This window comes from Mycolicibacterium boenickei, assembly GCF_010731295.1.
Lineage (GTDB): Bacteria > Actinomycetota > Actinomycetes > Mycobacteriales > Mycobacteriaceae > Mycobacterium > Mycobacterium boenickei.
On record NZ_AP022579.1, the window covers coordinates 5676986 to 5696555 of the forward strand.

A 19570-nucleotide genomic window follows, 5' to 3' on the forward strand; every position below is an offset into this window, starting at 1 on the left:
ATGACGATTCCTGTATGGCTCGTGATCGCCCTCCCCGCCGCAGGAGCTGCGGTGCTGCTGCTGGGCGGCCGGCGCACCGACCGCTGGGGACATCTGCTCGGCTGTGCCACCGCGCTGGCCGCGTTCGTGCTCGGGGCGGTGCTGTTCGCCCAGATGCTGGGCCGCGCCGGTGAGCACCGCACGGTGTCGGAATCCCTGTTCTCCTGGGTACCGGTGGCCGGTCTGCAGGTGGACTTCGGGCTGCAGCTCGATCAGCTGTCGGTGTGCTTCGTTCTGCTGATCACCGGTGTTGGGTCGTTGATACACATCTACTCGATCGGCTACATGGCTCCGGGAGCGCAGCTTGCGGAGCGACCCGAGGACACAGGCCCGAGTCGTCGCCTTTTCTTCGCGTACCTGAACCTGTTTCTCGCGGCGATGCTGCTGCTCGTGCTCGCGGACAATTACCTCGGCCTGTACGCCGGGTGGGAAGGCGTGGGCCTGGCCTCGTATCTGCTGATCGGGTTCTGGTCGCACAAGCCGTCTGCCGCCGCGGCCGCCAAGAAGGCATTCGTCGTCAACCGGGTCGGCGACATGGGCCTCGCCATCGCCTTGATGATCATGTTCGCCACCATCGGGTCGATCTCGTTCGCCGGAGTGTTCAGCGCCGCACCGGCTTTGGGCGAAGGTACCCTCACCGCGATCGGGCTGCTGCTGCTGTTGGGTGCCTGTGGCAAATCGGCCCAGGTGCCGCTGCAGTCCTGGCTCGGGGACGCGATGGAGGGCCCGACGCCGGTGTCGGCACTGATCCACGCCGCCACCATGGTCACCGCGGGCGTCTACCTGATCGTGCGGTCCGGGCCGATCTTCGATCTCGCCCCGGGTGCGCAGACCGGTGTGGTCATCGTCGGCGCCGTCACGCTGCTGTTCGGGGCGATCATCGGCTGCGCCAAAGATGACATCAAGAAAGCCCTTGCCGCGTCGACGATGAGCCAGATCGGCTACATGGTGCTGGCCGCCGGCCTCGGTCCGGCCGGGTACGCGTTCGCGATCATGCACCTGCTCACCCACGGGTTCTTCAAGGCCGGCCTGTTCCTCGGCGCCGGGTCGGTGATGCACGCCATGAACGACGAGGTGAACATGCGTCGATACGGCGGGCTTCGCAAGGTCCTGCCGATCACGTTCGCCACCTTCGGACTCGGCTACCTGGCCATCATCGGGGTGCCGCCGCTGGCCGGCTTCTTCTCGAAAGACAGCATCATCGAGGCGGCGCTGGGTGCCGGAGGCGTCCGCGGCATGATCCTCGGTGGCGCAGCCATTCTGGGCGCCGGGATCACCGCGTTCTACATGACCCGGGTGATGCTGATGACGTTCTTCGGCGAAAAGCGTTGGGCACCTGACGCGCATCCGCACGAGGCGCCGGCCGTGATGACCTGGCCGATGATCCTGCTCGCGGTCGGCTCGGTGGTCTCCGGCGGTGCGCTGGCCATCGGCGGCACACTGTCGCACTGGCTCGAGCCGGTGGTCGGTGCGCACGAGGCACACCACGCGATCCCGGCATGGGTGGTCACGGTGGTGGTGCTCGCGGTCGTCGCAGTCGGCATCGCGGTGGCCTACCGGATGTACGCGCGGCAGCAGGTCCCGGCCGAGGTACCCGACGGGTCGGCGCTGACGGTGGCGGCACGGCGGGATCTGTACGGCGACGCGTTCAACGAGGCGGTGTTCATGCGAGGCGGCCAGACCTTGACCGCGGCCCTGGTCGCCGTCGACGACAAGGTGGTCGACGGCACCGCCGGCGGTCTGGCCGCGCTGGTGCGCCGAACGTCGGATGGGTTGCGCGGATTGCAGACCGGCTTCGCCCGGTCCTACGCGCTGTCCATGCTCGGCGGGGCGGCTCTGGTGGTGGCGACGATCCTGGCGGTGCGACTGTGGTGAGCACATTTCCGTGGCTGACGGCGCTCTGGGCGACCCCGACGGTGGGGGCTGCTGTGGTGATGCTGCTCCCGGCCGCGCAACGGGCACTCGCGAAATGGCTGGCCCTGGTGGTCTCGCTGGCCGCTCTGGGCCTGGCAGGCGTGATCGCCGTCGGCTTCGATCCGGGCGGCGAGCAGTACCAGTTCGTCGAATCACACCGGTGGATCCCGTCATTCGGGACCGGCTACATCCTCGGGGTGGACGGGATCGCACTGGCCCTGGTGGTTCTCACCGCGGTGCTGCTGCCGCTGCTCATCGTCGCGGGGTGGAACGACGCCACCCACCAGACCGGCCTCGGCGGCCGGGGCGTGCAGGCTTACCTGGCGTTGACGCTGGCCGTCGAGGGCATGGTGTTCATGTCCCTGGTGGCGCTGGACATCCTGCTGTTCTACGTGTTCTTCGAGGCCATGCTGATCCCGATGTACTTCCTGATCGGCGGGTTCGGCGGAGAGCATCGGTCGCGTGCGGCGGTGAAGTTCCTGCTGTACAACCTGTTCGGCGGCCTGGTCATGCTGGCCGCGGTGATCGGCCTGTACGTGGTGACCAACGGTAGCGATGCATTCACGTCAGGCACCTTCGACTTCCGCGCGATCGTCGCCGCGGTCTCGTCGGGCGAGTTCGTGATCAACCCCGCGGTGGCGAACCTGCTGTTCCTGGGATTCATGTTCGCGTTCGCCGTCAAAGCACCGCTGTGGCCGTTCCACCGCTGGCTACCTGGCGCCGCAGTCCAGGCCACGCCGGCCAGTGCGGTGCTGATGATGGCGATCATGGACAAGGTCGGCACCTTCGGCATGTTGCGTTATTGCCTGCCGCTGTTCCCCGACGCCTCAACGTATTTCCGTCCGCTGGTCATCACCCTCGCGGTGATCGGCATCGTCTACGGGGCCGTCCTGGCGATCGGGCAGACCGACGTCATGCGCCTGATCGCCTACACCTCGATATCGCACTTCGGTTTCATCATTCTCGGCATCTTCGCGATGACCAGTCAGGGCCAGACCGGCTCGACGCTGTACATGATCAACCACGGGATCTCCACGGCCGCGCTGTTCCTGATCGCCGGATTCCTGGTGTCGCGACGCGGTTCCCGGTTGATCGATGCCTACGGAGGTGTGCAGAAGGTCGCCCCGGTGCTCGCCGGAACGTTCCTGGTGGCCGGCCTGGCGACACTGTCGCTGCCCGGGCTGGCACCCTTCATCAGTGAATTCCTGGTTCTCATCGGCACATTCACGCGCTATCCGGTGGTCGCGGTGTTCGCCGCCACCGCGCTGGTGTTGTCCGCGGTGTACATCCTGTGGATGTACCAGCGGATGATGACCGGCCCGGTCCGCGACGGGCTGCTCGAGGGCGACGACGGTGTGCGCGGTCTACCTGATTTGGTCCCGCGCGAACTGGTCGTGGTGACGCCGTTGATCGCATTGCTGCTGGTGTTGGGCATCTATCCCAAACCCGCCCTGGACGTCATCAATCCGGCAGTGCAGCACACGTTGACCACCATCGGACAGAGCGATCCGGTGCCGAGCGCACCACCGACCATCGCCGAGGGGGGCCGCTGATCATGGTGACGCCGAGCATCGAGTACGGCCTGCTCTCCCCCATGCTGATCGTTTTCGGCGTGGGTGTGGCCGGTGTCCTGGTCGAGGCCTTCCTGCCCCGGCCGGCGCGGTACGGGGTACAGCTCGCCCTCGCACTGGGTGGGTTGGTGGCCGCCGTGGTGGCCGTGGTGCTGCTGGCCCGGGACCTGCAGGGCACCCCAGGGAAACCCGCGGTGCTCGGCTCGGTGGTCCTCGACGCCCCGGCACTGTTCCTGCAGGGGACGATCGCCCTCGTCGGGATTCTCGGCATCCTGCTCATCGCCGAACGCCAGTCCGCCGCCGAGACTTCCGGTGGCGCACGGGGACTGGACGGCTTCACCCCCCAGGCGTCGGCGGTACCGGGCAGCGTGGCCGAGCAACTGGCCACGAAGACCGGGGTGATGCAGACCGAGGTCTTCCCCCTGACCATGTTCGCGATCGGTGGCATGCTGCTGTTCGGAGCCGCCGATGATCTGCTGACCATGTTCATCGCGCTGGAGGTGCTCTCGCTTCCGCTGTACCTGCTGTGCGGGCTGGCCCGCCGCCGGCGCTTGCTGTCGCAGGAAGCGTCGCTGAAATACTTTCTGCTGGGGGCATTCTCGTCGGCGTTCTTCCTGTACGGCGCGGCCATGCTGTATGGCTACGCCGGCACCCTCGACCTCAACGGGATCGCCAACGCTGTGGTCACGAAGGAGCCCAACACCCCGTTGGCACTGATCGGAATCGGGCTACTGCTGGTCGGGCTGTTGTTCAAAGTCGGTGCCGTGCCCTTCCATTCGTGGATCCCCGACGTGTACCAGGGTGCCCCCACCGCGATCACCGCGTTCATGGCGGCGGGCACCAAGATCGCCGCGTTCGGCGCCACGCTGCGCATCTTCTACGTCGCGCTGCCGCAGTTGCGCGATGACTGGCGGCCGGTCCTGTGGGCGATCGCGATCCTGACCATGGTCGTCGGCACCATCACGGCCGTGACCCAGACCGACGTCAAACGCATGCTGGCCTACTCGGCGGTGGCGCATTCGGGGTTCATCCTCACCGGTGTGATCGCAGCCAACCCCGCCGGGGTGTCCTCGACATTGTTCTACCTGTTCGCCTACGGCTTCAGCACGCTCGGCGCATTCGCGGTCGTCGGGCTGGTCCGGAACAGCACCGGCGAAGAGGCCACCGGCATGGCCCAGTGGGCCGGCCTGGGCCGGCGGTATCCGATTGTCGGCGTGGTGTTTTCACTGTTCCTGCTTGCGTTTGCCGGAATCCCGCTCACCAGTGGATTCGTCAGCAAGTTCGCGGTGTTCAAGGCCGCGGGCGAGGGCGGGGCGATTCCGCTGGTCGTCGTCGGCGTCGTCGCCAGTGCCGTCGCGGCCTACTTCTACGTCCGGGTGATCGTGCTGATGTTCTTCACCGAGCCGCCGGAGGACGCACCCGAGGTGGTCGTCCCCAGCGGCCTCAGCACGGCCGTCATCACCGTCACCGCTGCCGTCACATTCGCGCTCGGCGCCTTGCCGCAGCCGCTGCTGGACCTGGCCAACAGCGCCGAGACCTTCCTGCGCTGATGGTTCCTCCAGCGAGCAGATTAGGTTCGAACGATGACGACCGTCCTGACCACTGACCACGGTGCCGTCCGCATCATCACCCTCAATCGACCGCAGGCGCGGAACGCCCTGGGACGTCAGTTGATCGAGGAACTGTACGGAGCCCTCGATGACGCCGACGCCGACGCGGCAGTACGCGTGGTCGTGCTCACCGGGACGGACCCCGCGTTCTGCGCCGGCGTCGACCTCAAAGAGGCGCAGACGCTCGGCATGGAGTACTTCGCGGAGTTCCGGTCGCACAACTGCATCACCAAGACCGGCGAGCTGCGTACCCCGATCATCGGGGCGATCAACGGCGCGACGTTCACCGGTGGACTGGAGATGGCGCTGGGCTGTGACTTCCTGATCGCCTCCCAACGGGCGGTGTTCGCCGATACCCACGCCCGAGTCGGCATCCTGCCCGGCGGCGGGATGACGGCGCGGCTGCCCCAGGTGGTCGGCGCCGCCATGGCGCGCAGGCTGTCGATGACCGGCGAGGTCGTCGACGCCGCCCGTGCCGAGCGCCTCGGCCTGGTGACCGAAGTGGTACCGCACGATCAGCTGCTCGACCGGGCGCTGGAACTGGCCGGTCAGATCGCCGAGGTGCCGGGCCCAATCATGGTTGGGCTCAAGGAGATCTACACCCGTGGTAGCGAGCCGGTGATCGGTCCCGCGCTCGCCGCCGAGCAGGCGATCGCGGGTGCGCAGGCGCGCGATTTCGACGGGTTGGGCGACCGTTATCAGGCTGTGGCCCAGCGTAACCGGGGCCAGATCGATACCTAGCCGCCCCGGGTGGGCTCGACGATCGTCATCCCCGCTGCCGGGTCATCCATACCCGCCATCGCCGCACCCGCCTCGTCGAGGCCGATTCGCCGGGTCACCAACCGCTCCGGATCCAACGCACCCGACGCGATGAGGTCGAGCATCGCCGGATAGTCGACGGCAGGCATACCGTGCGACCCGAGGATCGCCAGTTCCTGGGCGATCACCCGGTCCATCGGGAACGCCGTCAGCGCGGCATCCCCGAGGAGCAGGCCGACTTGAATGTGCCGCCCACGCCGCCGCAATGAGGAGACCGAAGCGGCCGCGAGGTCCGGATGACCGAGCGCATCAACACCGATGTGCGCGCCACCTCCGGTGCGGGCGACGACTTCGATTGCAATGTCGGCACTTTCGCTGCTGTTGACGATTTCGTCGGCACCGAGGTCACGCACGGCGGCCAGGGCCGCCTCGCTCACGTCGACCGCGATGACGTTGGCGCCGAATGCTTTCGCGATCATCACCGCCGACAGCCCGACCCCGCCGCAGCCGTAGACCGCGACCCACTGACCGCACGCCACCTCTCCATGGGTGACCAGCGCCCGGAACGACGTCGCGAACCGGCAGCCCAACGAGGCGGCCGAGGCGAAGGAGACCTCGTCGGGCAACCGAACGAGATTGGCCTGAGCCCGCGGTACGGCCACCTGCTGGGCGAACGATCCCGGCAAGGTGAAGCCAGGCTGCTCCTGGTCGGGACAGACCTGCGCGTCACCGGCCACACAGAACTCGCACCGCCCGCAGCCCAGCACGAAGGGCGCCGTCACCCGGTCGCCCACCTGCCAGCCCGACACGTCGTCACCGACGGCCACGATGGTCCCGGCGAACTCATGTCCCGGAATGATCGGCAGCCCCACCGGGTCATGGCCGCGCCAGGCATGCCAGTCCGACCGGCACAGGCCGGTGGCGGCGACCTCGATGACCACTCCGTCGTCAGGACACTCGGGATCGGCCACCTCGACCACCGTCGGTAGGACGCCCACCTCGGAATACACCACTGCACGCACAGGTGCGATGGTAGGCCGGGCCCGCCCGGTTCCGGACGGGCGTTTCAGGATGAAGCCGACGGTTCGTTCGCCAAGTCCGGGAATCGGCGGTGTCGAGCTCTCCACCTGCCGGCGTGCCTGTTCGACGACGGGCGTCTCCGGATCCAGCACCGACAGGTAGACCTCGTGGGCGGCAAGGGAATTCACCGCCACGTCGGTGTAACCGTCGACCACCTCGCAATGCGTCGGATCCGGCCCGTTCTCGAACAGCCAGGCCGGCGGGTCGGCGAGGCTGTCATACGCCGCCGCCACCGCGTGGGCGAACTCGATGTGATCACGCTGGTTGGGCGCATCCGGCGCCCAACTCGGCCCGCTGTACAGGGTGATCACCACGTCGGGACGCAGCGCCACGATCGTCTCGGCGATCTTCGCGCGCAGTTCGGGCGTGTCGCGGATGTTGCTGTCCGGAAAGTCCCAGAACTGCACGTCGTCCACCCCGACGATGGCGGCCGACCGGCGCTGCTCCCCCTCCCGCAGCGGTCCGGCCTCCTCGGGTGCCATACCCGCGATGCCCACCTCGCCCCGCGAGGCCAGGGCGTAATGCACGGTCTTGCCCGCCGAAGTCCACTTCGCGACCGCCGCGCAGACCCCGTACTCAGGGTCGTCCGGGTGCGGCACCAGCACCAGCGCGATACGCCAGTCCGAGGGTTCGAACTGCTCGCCGGGATGTGAGTATTCGTGATCAGAGGTGTGTTTCAGTGGGTGTGTGAATCGCGCCGTACGGGCCGGACTCCGGGTTGGCTTGGGTGCCTCACATGGTCGGCGCCGTGATCTTGTCCGCCAGGTCGCACGGGTCACTGATTGGGCCACCTCGAACGGGTATGTGGTTGGCGAAGTCATGACCGAGGTCGGGTCGGGGTGGAGCGGGAAGCGGTCGACGTTGTGCCGGATTCTGTCGGACCTGTCTGCTTGGGTAGTGGTCGTGGAACACCGTGACGGGTTGGCCCGCTTGGGGGTTGAGCATCTCGACGCGGCGTTGTCCGCGCAGGGCCGCCGCATCATGATGGCTGATCCGGGCGAGACCACCGATGAGTTGGTGGCGACATGATCGAGGTGCTGACCTCGCTGTGCGCGGGCCGGTCTGGCTGCGGTGGCGCGCGGGACCGGGCGCTGCTGGCGGTCACCGCTATCAATCAGACTGAGCCTGCTGTCGAGGTGGGTGGCGGTGGCTAGATTCGAGGTCCTCGAGGGGTGGACTGCACAGGCATACCGGTTCGCGCTGGATCCCACGCCGACGCAGGTGCGGGCGTTGGCTTCTCATGCTGGTGGGGCACGGTTCGCGCACAATCACATGTTGGCGTTGGTGAAGGCGGTGATGGATCAGCGCGCCGCTGAACGCAGCTACGACATCGACGAGGCGCAGTTGACGCCGGTGTTGGGGTGGTCGTTGCCGGCACTGCGAAAGGTCTGGAATCAGCGCAAGGCGTCATACGCACCGTGGTGGGGTGTGAACTCGAAGGAGGCCTACAACACCGGCCTGGATGGGTTGGCCCGCGGACTCGACGCGTGGTCGAAGTCCCGTAAAGGTGAGCGCAAGGGACCGGTGATCGGGTTTCCCCGGTTCAAGTCGGCTCGGGTGCCGAAGTCTGTGCGGTTCACCACCGGGACCATCCGGATCGAGGCTGACCGCCGCCATGTCACCCTGCCGCGGCTGGGTGCGGTCCGCACCCATGAATCGACCCGCAAGCTGGCCCGTCGCATAGAGGCCGGTACGGCGAGAATCTTGTCGGCCACCGTGCGCCAAGACAGCGCCGGGCGCTGGCACTGCGCCCTGCAGACCATTGTCGAAGCCAAGACCCGGCCGGCGCACGCACGCCGGTCGGCCCATCCGGTGGTTGGTGTCGATGTCGGGGTGAAAGCCGATGCCCTGCTGGTGGTCGCCACGCCCGATGGTCTCGAAGTCGAGCGTATCGCCGCGCCGAAGTCGCTGACCGCCGCGCAAGCCCGGTTGCGGGCCCTGCAGCGCCGAGCGGCCCGCCAGCACGGCCCCTACGATCCGGCTAGCCGCACCAAACAGAGGCCGTCAAAGCGGTGGCGGCGCACCCAGGCCCGGATCGGCCGCACCCACGCCCATGCCGCGGCGATGCGCCGCGACGTGCTGCACAAGGCCACCACCGCCCTGGCCCAGTCCCACGATGTGGTGGTGGCCGAAACCTTGAACGCCGCGGGCATGCGCGCCAAGGGAGGAACCCGCAAGCGGGGCCTGAACCTAGCGCTGGCTGATGCTGCTCTGGCCGAGGTCCGTCGCATGCTGAGCTATAAAAGTCGTTGGTACGGCAGCACTCTGGTGGAGGCCGACCGATATTTTCCGTCGTCGAAGACCTGCACGGCCTGTGGGAGGCGAAAGTCAAACCTCACCCTGGCCGACCGGATCTTTGAGTGTGACGGCTGCGGTATGCGGATCGATCGTGATCTGGGTGCTGCAATCAACCTCGCCCGACTCGGCGTACCCACATCGTTGGGTGAACAGAGTCCCGCCGGGAGTGGCCCGGTGGCAGGACGTGGAGCCACGCGTGAGACCGACCCCGCGCCAGCGGGCGACGCAGCCGGCGATGAAACGTCAACCCCGCAACGCCACCCGGTGGATCAGACGGGGACCGCCTCACCGCAAGGCGAGGCTGCCTGATGAACCCGCGAACTCACATTCGCACACCAAAAGGCAACGGGAACGGTTGCACGGCCCTCACCCCCGCGTGTTGTGGGCGGAGCGGATCAGCCAGCGTCCGTCGTGTTCGACGAGAACGTAGCTGATGATGCCACTGCGATTCTGCGCCTGCGCTCCCGGCTGGACGTGACCCGGCCAGTCCCACCGGGTGTGCACGAGCGCCACACCCGGTGCGATCTCGTCGATTGTCTCGACCCGCTGGCTGTAGTTCCGCTTCTGTCGGACAACGGATTCCGGCACATCCCGGTGGCCTGCGACATTGTCGTCGCGCGAGGTCCACCACAGGCCGCTGTGCGCGACGAAGTCGGCGTCCTCGGTGAAGTACCGGCCCCATCCGTCCATATCGTGCGCGATCCACAGCTCGGTCGTCGCGGCCATGACGGTCCTGATGTCGTGCTGGTCCTTCGCGTTCATAGCACCAGTGTTGGACCTCAACAATGGTTCATGTCAACCCCAGTCCTGCGGCCGGTAGGCAGCGCCCGGATGCTGAGGGGCCAGCAATGGCCCACCGCCGCCGAGCCGCTCCCGCAGTGTGCCCCGCTCGGCTCGGTCGGGCACCCGGCCCCGACGACGCAGTTCGGGCACGACATGGCGGGCGAAGTCGGCAAAGGTGCCCGGGGTCGTGACGTAGGCGAGGTTGAACCCGTCGACGTCGGCCTCGTCGACCCAACGTTCGAGTTCGTCGGCCACCTCGGCCGGTGACCCCACCACCACCGGGCCACGCCCGCCGAGCCCGACCTCGTCGGCCAACTCCCCCGCCGTCCAGTTCCGGTCCGACGTGGTGAACGATGCCAGCGCAGAACGATTGGCCTCGGTCTGGACGTACCGCAGGGGTTCGTCGGCCCCGAGTTCGGCCAGATCGACCCCGGTCCAGCCACCGAACAGCGCCAGCGCGCCTTCGGTGCTGACAAACCGCCGGTAGTCGTGCAACTTGGCGACCGCCTCGTCGTGGGTTTCGGCGACGATCGGGGTCACCATCGTGAACACCTTGATGGACCGGGGATCTCGCCCGTGTTCAGCGGCGGCGGCGCGCAATGCCTTGACCGGCTTGGCCACGATTTCCGGCGTGGGGCCCGATACGAACACGGCCTCGGCGTGTGCCGCGGCGAACCGGACCCCTCGCGGCGAGGCGCCCGCCTGAAACAACATCGGCGTGCGCTGCGGAGACGGTTCGCACAGGAACGGTCCCGGGACGCTGAAGTAGCGCCCTTTGTGTTCGATGTCATGGACTTTCGCCGGATCGGTGAACACGCCGCGTTCCCGGTCGCGGACGACGGCGTCGGGTTCCCAGGACGCCTCCCAGAGCTTGTAGCAGACCTCGAGGTACTCCTCGGCGATCTCGTACCGCTCGTCATGCGGGATCTGGGCATCCAGACCCAGATTCCGGGCGGCGCTGTCGAGATACGAGGTGACGATGTTCCAGGCAACCCGACCGCCCGTCAGGTGATCCAGCGTGGAGAACCGGCGCGCCAACGCGTACGGCTGCTCATAGGTCAACGACGCCGTGACACCGAAGCCGAGGGTCTCGGTGACCGCGGCCATGGCCGAAACCGCCAGCGTCGGGTCGTTGACCGGCACCTGTGCGGCGTCGGCCACCGCCGTATCCCGCGAACCGCCGTACACGTCGTAGACGCCGAGCACGTCGGCCAGAAACAGCGCGTCGAAGCCCCCGGCCTCCAGCGTGCGGGCCAGTTCCGTCCAGTACCCCAGTTCTCGGTACCGGTAGCCCTGGTCTTCGGGATGACGCCACAAACCCGCGGACTGGTGCCCGACGCAGGCCATGTCGAAGGCGTTGAGATAGATCCTGGTCATCGCGCGTCCCCGATCTCGTCCAGATGTGTCTCCCGCGCGAAATAGGCGGCCGTGAAGGTGATCGCGGTCAGCACCGCGAAATACGCGACGATCAGCCAGGGGCTACCGCCCCCGGCGACCAGCAGGGCCGCCGCGATCAACGGTGCAAAACCACCCGAGAGCACGGCACCGATCTGATAGCCCAACGAAGCACCGCTGTAGCGCACCCGGGTGTCGAACAGCTCCCCGAACCAGGCGGCCTGCGGCCCGTACATGGCATCGTGAGCGATGTTGACGCCGAACACGATCGACAAGATGATCGCGAGGTGCGATCCGGTTCCCGCCGCGACGAAGAACAGGATCAGGGCCAGCACTCCGGCCACCGCGCCGAACAGATACGGAGGCCGTCTGCCGATCCGGTCGGACAGCACGGCCCAGGCCGGCGTGCTGATCAGTCCGACTGCCGATGCGATCAGCACGGCGGTCAGGCCGACCTGGCTGCCTGCCGCCGAATCCTGCAGGTAGGTCAGCGAATACGTGGTCAACAGGACGAACAGGGCGATCTGCGAGAACCGCAGTCCGGTGGTGATCAACACATTGCGCGGCTGGGTACGCAGCACCTCCAGCACCGGAAGGCGCGCGACCTCGCCGCGGTCCCGGACCTGCGTGAACATCTCGGCATCGGTCAGCCGGAGCCGGATCACCAGACCGACGACAACCAGAACGGCACTGAGCAGGAAGGGGATTCGCCACCCGTAATCGAGGAAGGCGTCTGGGCCGGTCGCCGACCGCGTGAGGTAGAAGACTGCCGTCGACAGCAACATACCTGCCGGGGAACCCAATTGGGTGAAGCTACCGAACAGGCCGCGGCGCCCGGGCGGCGCGTGCTCCACCGAAAGCAGTGCCGCACCGCCCCATTCGGCCCCCACCGCCAAGCCCTGGAGCAGCCGCAGGACCACCAGTAGTGTCGGTGCGAGCAGTCCGATCTGGGCATAGGTCGGCAGGAGTCCGATCGCGAACGTGCTCAAGCCCATGCCCACCAGCGCGATCACCAGAACGGTCTTGCGTCCCAGCCGATCTCCGTAGTGGCCCGATATCAGGGCGCCCAGCGGCCGGGCGCCGAACCCGGCGGCATAGGTCGCGAACGAGGCCAGCGTGCCGGCCGTCGACGAGATGTTCGGGAAGAACAGCGGTTTGAAAACCAGCGCCGCAGCCGTGGCATAGAGGTAGAAGTCGTACCACTCGATCGTGGTGCCGACCGCACTGCCCAACGCGACGGTGCGCGCACTCGGCTTGGCAGTCGCCAGGGAACCTGGGTCGGTAATAGTCACGTGGCCGCAGGCTATGCGGCCTGGGAGCGGCTCGGAAGATTTGTCCTCAGTCTGACGTAAAGGCGTCAGACGTTACTTGCTGACTGTGGCCCCGTGCACAAGGATCGCGGCCGTCTGCGCCACCCACTCGTCGTCCAGTTCGCGTTCGGGCCACAGCAGCATCCGCAGCATCGTCGACCCACCGATCAGCTCCACCAGGCGGTCCGGGTCGACGTCGGGCTGGACCTCACCGCGCATGATGCCGTCGACGATCCGCGCGCGGACGGTGACGAAGGTCCCCGCGAACCGCTGCATCACCCTGGCATTGAGGTCGGTGTCGGCGACGACATCGGCGACCAGCCCGGGCAGAGCCGCCCGCATCACCGGGCTGGTGAACACGTCGCGGGCGGCACCGATCATCGCCCGGATGTCACCGGCGATGTCACCGGCCGGCGTCGTCAACGCAGTCGCTGCGGCGGGGAACACCGCCTCGTGCACCAGCTCCGCCTTGCTCGACCACCGGCGGTACAGCGCGGTTTTCGTGGTTTGTGCCCGCTCGGCTACCGCCGCCATGGTCAGGTTCGCGTAACCGATTTCGACAAGCAGGTCCGTGGTCGCCTGCAATATGGCAGCGTCAATGCGCGGGTCACGGGGGCGTCCCGCGCCGGCACTCTTGCCAAGTGGTGATGGCTCTGCTTTCATAACGCTACTAACAGTATCGTAATTGTGGCCGTAAGGAACAGTTGAATGGCAAACGAGGCCGTGGACGCTCCTGTGGAGAACGTCGAACACCTGCAACGCTCCAGCCGTGACGTCACCACCCTGCCATCGGTGCTGTCGAAATGGCTGTCCACCGTGATGCCCGGCGGCATCACGCCCGAGATCACCGTGGAGAGCGGAGTCGACTCCAACGGCATGTCGTCAGAGACGATCATGCTGACCGGACGCTGGGAAGAAGACGGCGAGCCCAAGGAGCAGAAGTGGGTGGCCCGCGTCGCCCCCACCGCCGACGACGTTCCGGTGTTCTCGTCCTACCGGCTTGATCACCAGTTCGAGGTGATGCGCCAGGTCGGTGAACTCACCGATGTGCCGGTCCCCAACGTGCGCTGGATGGACACCACCGGCGAGGTGCTGGGAACGCCGTTCTTCCTGATGGACCGGGTCGACGGTCAGGTGCCGCCGGACGTCATGCCCTACACCTTCGGCGGCAACTGGTTCGCCGATGCTCCCCTCGAACGTCAGCGCGAGCTGCAGGACAGCACCGTCGAGGTGCTCGCGAAGCTGCATGCCATCCCCGACGCCGCCGAGCGGTTCGGCTTCCTGTCCGAGATCGACCCGCCCGGCGACACCCCGCTGCGCCGGCACTTCGGCTGGCTCAAGGACTGGTACGAGTACGCCGTACCCGACATCGGCCGTTCTCCGCTGGTCGAGCGCGCGCTGGCCTGGCTGGAGGAGAACTTCCCCGAAGATGTCGCAGCGTCGGACTCCGTCCTGATCTGGGGCGACTCGCGCATCGGCAACGTGCTCTACGACAACTTCCGGCCGTCTGCCGTGCTCGACTGGGAGATGGCCACCATCGGCCCCCGCGAGCTCGATGTCTCGTGGATCATCTTCGCGCACATGGTGTTCCAGGAACTGGCCGGCATGGCCGGGCTGCCGGGTCTGCCGGACGTGATGCGTGAAGAGGATGTCCGCGCCACCTACCGCGAGTTGACCGGGGCCGAGCTCGGCGACCTTCGCTGGTTCTACATCTACTCGGGCGTGATCTGGTGTTGCGTGTTCATGCGCACCGGCGCCCGGCGCGTGCACTTCGGCGAAACCGAGAAGCCCGACGATGTCGAAACGATGTTCTACCACGCGCCGTTGCTGCGGCGCCTGATCGAGGAGTCTTAAATGCTCGGCCCGCTGGACGAATTCCCCGTCCACCAAGTCCCCCAGCCGATCGCCTGGCCCGGTTCTTCGGACCGGAACTTCTACGACCGCTCGTACTTCAACGCCCATGATCGCACCGGCGACATCTTCGTCATCACCGGGATGGGCTACTACCCCAACCTCGGGGTGAAAGACGCCTACTTCCTGGTGAGGCGCGGGGATGAGCAGACCGCCGTGCACCTGTCCGACGCGATCGACCAGGACCGGCTCAACCAGCATGTCGGCGCCTACCGGGTCGAGGTCCCCGAGCCGCTCAAGAAGGTTCGCATCGTGCTCGAGGAAACCGAGGGCATCGCAGCGGATCTCACCTGGAACGGGCTGTTCGACGTCGTCCAGGAACAACCCCACCTGATGCGCCAGGGCAACCGGGTCACGCTCGACGCGCAGCGCTTCGCCCAATTGGGTTCCTGGAGCGGGTATCTGGAGATCGACGGCCGGCGCATCGACGTCGACCCGGACACCTGGATCGGCTCGCGCGACCGGTCATGGGGCATCCGCCCGGTCGGCGAGGCCGAACCCGCCGGGCGTCCGGCCGACCCGCCGTTCGAAGGCATGTGGTGGCTGTACGTGCCGATGGCGTTCGACGACTTCTCGATCGTCTTCATCATCCAGGAGGATCCCAGCGGGTTCCGCTCGCTCAACGACTGCAGCCGGGTCTTCAAGGACGGCCGCGTCGAGCAGCTCGGCTGGCCGCGGGTGAAGATCCACTACCGTTCCGGCACCAGGATCCCGACCGGAGCCACCATCGACGCCACCGCACCCGACGGCACTCCGGTCCGGTTCGACGTGGAATCCAAACTGCCCGTGCCGATTCACGTCGGAGGCGGCTACGGCGGCGACGTCGACTGGATCCACGGCGTGTGGAAGGGCGAGAAGTTCACCGAGCGCCGCACCTACGACATGAACGACCCGGCGGTCGTCGGGCGTACCGCGTTCGGCGTGATCGACCACGTCGGACGAGCCGTGTGCACCGAGGGCGGTACGACGTCCGAGGGCTGGGGCCTGTTCGAGCACGGTGCGCTCGGCCGGCACGACCCGTCCGGATTCGCCGACTGGCTCACCGTCGCCCCGTAACCTCTCGAGCACCTAAAACGTCACGCTGGAGTGGCTGTCAACGGCGACAGCCACTCTGGCATGACAAACCGACATCAGGCCGCCCAGAACAGCGCGGCGGCTCCGACTGCTTCGACCAGGCAGTAGAACCAGTTGGGGTAGAAGGCCGTCCGTTCGTCGAACAGCGCCGAGACGGCCCGGCCGACTGCCATACCAGCCAGTGCGGCTCCGACAGTGATCAATATCCCGGTGCGCACCTCCCCCGGCGTCACGGCGGCGTACGCCAACACCGCGGCGATGGCAAGACCGAAACCGCCATACACGCCACGAACTTCCGCGCGGGACGCGGCCGTTCTGAGGTCATAGTCGAAGGGACGCAGAATCGCCTTCGGAGCCGCCAGTGCGTAAGCGCCCATCCCGGCGAAGAACACGCCGACGACGGCGATGACAGCGATAGTCACGGTAGCCTCCTGTTCACCTTTCCGTTCAGCATGCAGACTGAAACCGTGCCGGCGCTTCCACAAACCTGCTGCCCCACGGTGTGGCTGTGGCCAGGGCAGGCCCTCTACGCCGGGCACGGTCTGGGTTTGGAACCGCACTCGGGATCGGTGTGGTGCCTGGCCGTCGGGGTCGACGGACCGTTGACGGTAACGGTGTCAGGTAGCGCGATCGTCGCGCGCAGTGTGTTGATTCCACCGCGGCTCACCCACCATCTGTCGATGCAGAGTGGGTTGGTGTCGAGCTATCTCGATCCGAGTTCGCAGCGCAGCGCGGCGTGCCGCCGGCAGTTCACCGAGTTCCGGGACGGCATCGGTGTCGGCCATGCCGCCGAGGCGAGACTGACCGTGATGCCCGACGACGACGAGGCGGCGCGGCGCTGGCTGGACGCGGCCGCCCCGGAAGCGCCCCACCGAATCGATCCCCGGATCGAGCTGGTGGCCAAGCAGATTCGCGAAAACCCGGCGGAGGCGGTGCCGGCACGCGAGCTAGCTGCCACCGCGGGCTTGTCAGAATCGCGGTTCCTGCATCTGTTCCGGCGCGAGGCGGGGACCAGCCTGCGCCGCTACCGGATGTGGAGCAGGCTCGTGGCAGCAGGAACCGCCGTGGCGGCCGGTCGGAATCTGACCACAGCCGCCGCCGAGTCCGGATTCGCCAGCCCGTCACACCTCGCCGACAGCTTCAAGAACACGTTCGGGCTGTCTGCCACGCAACTGCTGACGACAGGGTTGCGTATCCGCATCCCGTGACGAGCGTGCGTAACTGCTGACGAAATGCGGTGTGTCGGGCAGCAATCACGCACGCTCGCGGTGCTCAGGAAGCCGCCTCGGCGGCGGGGGCGGCGGGGGCGGCGGATGCGGCGGGGGCACGACCGAACACCATCGACTCGTCGATGCGATCGAAGCGGTGGTCGATGGCGTCCAGCACATAGTTGTGCCGCACGTGCCAAGGCCGCTTGGTGCCCGAGCGCGGGAGCGCATGCTCGGAACGCTGGATGTAGCCGGCCTCCAGGTCCCAGGTCCGCTTCTCCGGCATCGGTGCCGCGCCCTTGTGCGGATAGGCATGGGTGTAACCGTGAGCCCCCATGTAGGCCAACAGGTTCGCGAATGCCCGCGCGGTCATGTCGGCCCGCAGCGTCCATGACGCGTTGGTGTACCCGATGCACCAGGCCAGATTCGGCACGTCCTCCAGCAAAAACTCCTTGTAGACGAACCGCTCGGTCGGCTTGACCTCGTGACCGTCGACCGCCAGCCGGATCCCGCCGAGCGCCTGCAGTTGCAGGCCGGTCGCGGTGACGATCACGTCCGCGTCCACCCGCGCACCGGATTTCAGCACGATGCCCGCGGAATCGATGTGGTCGATGTGATCGGTGACGATATCGACCCTGCCGTCACTGATGTGCTCGTAGAGATCACCGTCGAGCACCAGGCACATGCGCTGGTCCCACGGGTTGTATCGCGGCTTGAAATGCACGTCGACGGGATAGCCCTCGGGCAGTGCGGCGACGGTCCGGTTCCGGATCAGCCAGCGCCCGAACTTGGGCGCCTTGCGGAACATGAAATACGTCAGCACGTGGATCATCGCGTTGCGCGCCCGCACCACCTGGTGAGACAGCCGGCGCGGCAACACCTTCCGGATGGCCTGCACCATCGGATCGATACGAGCCATCGACATCATGTAGGTCGGTGAGCGTTGCAGCATCGTCACGTGCTCCGCCTGCTGTGCCAGGGCGGGCACCAGGCTGACCGCGGTGGCACCGCTGCCGATCACCACCACCCGCTTTCCGGAATAGTCCAGCGATTCGGGCCAGAACTGCGGGTGCACCACGTCACCACCGAAGCTCTCGATGCCGGGGAATTCCGGGGTATAGGGCTCGTCGTAGTTGTAGTAGCCGGTGCCGCAGAACAGGTACCGGCACCGGTAGGTCCGCCCCTGTCCGGCCTGTTCGGTCTGCACCGTCCAGGTGTCGGTGTTCGAGTCCCAATCTGCCGACAGCACATGGGTGTCGAATTGGATGTGGCGGTCGATGCCGTACGCCCGGGCGGTCTCGGTGAGATAGTCGCGGATGTCGTCACCGTCGGCGACGTTCTCCGGCCGGGTCCACGGATGGTACGGGAAGCTGAGCGTGAAGATATCGCTGTCCGAGCGGATCCCGGGGTAGCGGAACAGGTCCCAGGTACCACCGATCCGCTCCCGGCGTTCGAGGACGGTGTAGGTCAGCCCGGGGCTCTTCTCATGGACACGGTAGGCCGCGCCCAACCCCGAGATGCCGGCCCCGATGATGAGCACGTCCGAGTAGTCCGGATCCTCAGCGCGACGAGCACCGTCCATGGCGAACCTCCTTTGGTCCCGCGCAGTACCACCACCCTATGTGCTCAGTCACGCAGTGCGTCAACGATCTGGGCAAGCGAATCGAGCGCGATCGGCCCGGGTTGGTACAGGCAGATCCGGTCCGACACGCCACCCACGCGGTCCTGGATGTGGGCCGCGATGTCGGCTGGACTACCGCAGGCCGCGATGGTGTGCAGCACCTCGTCGTCGATCAGCGAACCCATCTCCTGCCACCGTCCCTGCTTGGACAGCGCGTTGAGCTCGGGCTGCAAATCGCCCCAGCCGTGCACCTCCAGCACCGGTCGGTAGGCCGGCGTGGAGCCGTAGAAGGCGAGCAACCGGCGTGTTGCCTCGTGAGTCGGGTCCGTTTCGGATCCGGCCGAGACGATGATCTCCGGGACGATGGCCAGCTCCCCCTCGTCGCGCCCGGCGGCGGCGAGGCCCTCACGCACCGCGGGCAGCGTGGCCTCGTGCAGGAACCGCTTGGAGCCGAAGGGCATGACCAGCAGACCGTCGGCGAACTGTGCGGTGGCCCGCGTCAGCCGTGGGCCGAGCGCGCCGACATAGATCGGCGGCGCACCGTACGGGTTGTCCCGCGGCGTGAACGTCGGCGTCATCAAGGTGTGGCGATAGAACTCGCCCCGAAAATCCAGCCGCTCGCCGGTGTCCCACGCCGAGAAGATCGCCCGCAACGCCGCGACGAACTCCGACATCCGCGCCACCGGCCGGTCGAAGTCCGCGCCGAACCGTTTCTCGATCTGCGTGCGGATCTGCGTGCCGAGCCCCAGGGTGAAGCGTCCGCCGGACAGGATCTGGTGGTCGATCGCCTGGTGCGCCAGGTGAATCGGGTTGCGGGGAAAGGCGATTGCCACATTGGTCATCAGGTCGAGGCCCTCGACCGTGGCGGCCAGTGTCAACGGGGTGAACACATCGTGGGGCCCCTCGAAGGTGAACACCCCACTGGCACCGGCCTCACGCAGGGCCGCCGCCCGATCGATCGCGCCTCGCGGCCCGAACAACGCTGTCATGACCTTCA

General features: G+C 67.1%; 16 protein-coding genes and 2 pseudogenes. 9 read left to right on the forward strand and 9 right to left on the reverse strand.

Annotated elements, in window-relative coordinates; genetic code table 11:
* Genes nuoL through G6N57_RS27185 form a run of 4 tightly spaced genes read left to right on the forward strand, consistent with a single transcriptional unit; the run spans position 1 to position 5875 of the window.
* Positions 1-1914, forward strand: coding sequence for an NADH-quinone oxidoreductase subunit L (gene nuoL / locus G6N57_RS27170; RefSeq protein WP_077743640.1), 1914 nt, complete (start codon positions 1-3; stop codon positions 1912-1914).
* On the forward strand, positions 1908-3506 hold the full coding sequence (locus tag G6N57_RS27175; RefSeq protein ID WP_077743639.1) for an NADH-quinone oxidoreductase subunit M: 1599 nt from the start codon (positions 1908-1910) through the stop codon (positions 3504-3506). The genes nuoL and G6N57_RS27175 overlap by 7 nt, the downstream gene beginning before the upstream one ends.
* 2 nt (positions 3507-3508) lie before the next feature.
* Positions 3509-5074, forward strand: coding sequence for an NADH-quinone oxidoreductase subunit NuoN (gene nuoN / locus G6N57_RS27180; RefSeq protein WP_077743638.1), 1566 nt, complete (start codon positions 3509-3511; stop codon positions 5072-5074).
* Positions 5075-5107: 33 nt separating this feature from the next.
* On the forward strand, positions 5108-5875 hold the full coding sequence (locus G6N57_RS27185; protein WP_077743637.1) for an enoyl-CoA hydratase: 768 nt from the start codon (positions 5108-5110) through the stop codon (positions 5873-5875).
* Here G6N57_RS27185 and G6N57_RS27190 read toward each other — a convergent pair.
* Both G6N57_RS27190 and G6N57_RS27195 read right to left on the reverse strand, forming a co-directional pair.
* Entirely contained in the window at positions 5872-6915 is a 1044-nt protein-coding gene (locus G6N57_RS27190; protein ID WP_077743886.1) for a zinc-dependent alcohol dehydrogenase family protein, read from the reverse strand. The genes G6N57_RS27185 and G6N57_RS27190 overlap by 4 nt on opposite strands.
* A 39-nt stretch (positions 6916-6954) precedes the next feature.
* A pseudogene (locus G6N57_RS27195) lies at positions 6955-7653 on the reverse strand (PIG-L deacetylase family protein); the annotation flags it as partial.
* Between the two features lie 49 nt (positions 7654-7702).
* On the opposite strand from G6N57_RS27195, the pseudogene G6N57_RS27200 reads away from it, so the two are divergent.
* Positions 7703-8127, forward strand: a pseudogene (locus G6N57_RS27200) (recombinase family protein); the annotation flags it as partial.
* Positions 8120-9580: an IS607 family element RNA-guided endonuclease TnpB gene (tnpB, locus tag G6N57_RS27205; protein ID WP_077743884.1), complete on the forward strand. Its 1461-nt coding sequence runs from the start codon at positions 8120-8122 to the stop codon at positions 9578-9580. The pseudogene G6N57_RS27200 and the gene tnpB, both read left to right, overlap by 8 nt.
* A gap of 57 nt (positions 9581-9637) precedes the next feature.
* On the opposite strand, the gene G6N57_RS27210 is transcribed toward tnpB, so the two are convergent.
* The 4 genes from G6N57_RS27210 to G6N57_RS27225 form a co-directional block, all read right to left on the reverse strand.
* The gene (locus G6N57_RS27210; RefSeq protein ID WP_077743636.1) at positions 9638-10033 is read right to left on the reverse strand and encodes an SgcJ/EcaC family oxidoreductase; all 396 of its coding nucleotides are present in this window, start codon (positions 10031-10033) and stop codon (positions 9638-9640) included.
* A 33-nt stretch (positions 10034-10066) separates the two neighbouring features.
* The gene (locus tag G6N57_RS27215) at positions 10067-11431 is read right to left on the reverse strand and encodes an LLM class flavin-dependent oxidoreductase (protein ID WP_077743635.1); all 1365 of its coding nucleotides are present in this window, start codon (positions 11429-11431) and stop codon (positions 10067-10069) included.
* Positions 11428-12717: an MFS transporter gene (locus G6N57_RS27220; RefSeq protein ID WP_162564030.1), complete on the reverse strand. Its 1290-nt coding sequence runs from the start codon at positions 12715-12717 to the stop codon at positions 11428-11430. The genes G6N57_RS27215 and G6N57_RS27220 overlap by 4 nt, the downstream gene beginning before the upstream one ends.
* 96 nt (positions 12718-12813) lie before the next feature.
* Positions 12814-13422 (reverse strand): TetR/AcrR family transcriptional regulator, encoded by a 609-nt coding sequence (locus tag G6N57_RS27225; RefSeq protein WP_036439914.1) that lies wholly within the window; start codon positions 13420-13422, stop codon positions 12814-12816.
* 45 nt (positions 13423-13467) lie between these two features.
* Between G6N57_RS27225 and G6N57_RS27230 the strand changes: the two genes are divergently transcribed.
* Positions 13468-14613: a phosphotransferase family protein gene (locus G6N57_RS27230; protein ID WP_077743633.1), complete on the forward strand. Its 1146-nt coding sequence runs from the start codon at positions 13468-13470 to the stop codon at positions 14611-14613.
* Positions 14614-15726, forward strand: coding sequence for an Rv3169 family protein (locus G6N57_RS27235; RefSeq protein WP_077743632.1), 1113 nt, complete (start codon positions 14614-14616; stop codon positions 15724-15726). It abuts the gene before it with no gap.
* Between the two features lie 74 nt (positions 15727-15800).
* On the opposite strand, the gene G6N57_RS27240 is transcribed toward G6N57_RS27235, so the two are convergent.
* Positions 15801-16166 carry a DUF4345 domain-containing protein gene (locus G6N57_RS27240; protein ID WP_097925989.1) on the reverse strand — a complete coding sequence of 122 codons (366 nt, stop codon included), beginning with the start codon at positions 16164-16166 and terminating at the stop codon, positions 15801-15803.
* Positions 16167-16196: 30 nt separating this feature from the next.
* Between G6N57_RS27240 and G6N57_RS27245 the strand changes: the two genes are divergently transcribed.
* Positions 16197-16952 carry a helix-turn-helix transcriptional regulator gene (locus G6N57_RS27245; protein WP_077743631.1) on the forward strand — a complete coding sequence of 252 codons (756 nt, stop codon included), beginning with the start codon at positions 16197-16199 and terminating at the stop codon, positions 16950-16952.
* A 64-nt stretch (positions 16953-17016) separates the two neighbouring features.
* Here G6N57_RS27245 and G6N57_RS27250 read toward each other — a convergent pair whose 3' ends face one another.
* Positions 17017-18534 (reverse strand): flavin-containing monooxygenase, encoded by a 1518-nt coding sequence (locus G6N57_RS27250; RefSeq protein ID WP_077743630.1) that lies wholly within the window; start codon positions 18532-18534, stop codon positions 17017-17019.
* A gap of 44 nt (positions 18535-18578) precedes the next feature.
* Entirely contained in the window at positions 18579-19562 is a 984-nt protein-coding gene (locus tag G6N57_RS27255) for a TIGR03617 family F420-dependent LLM class oxidoreductase (RefSeq protein WP_077743882.1), read from the reverse strand.
* Between the last annotated feature and the right edge of the window lie 8 nt (positions 19563-19570).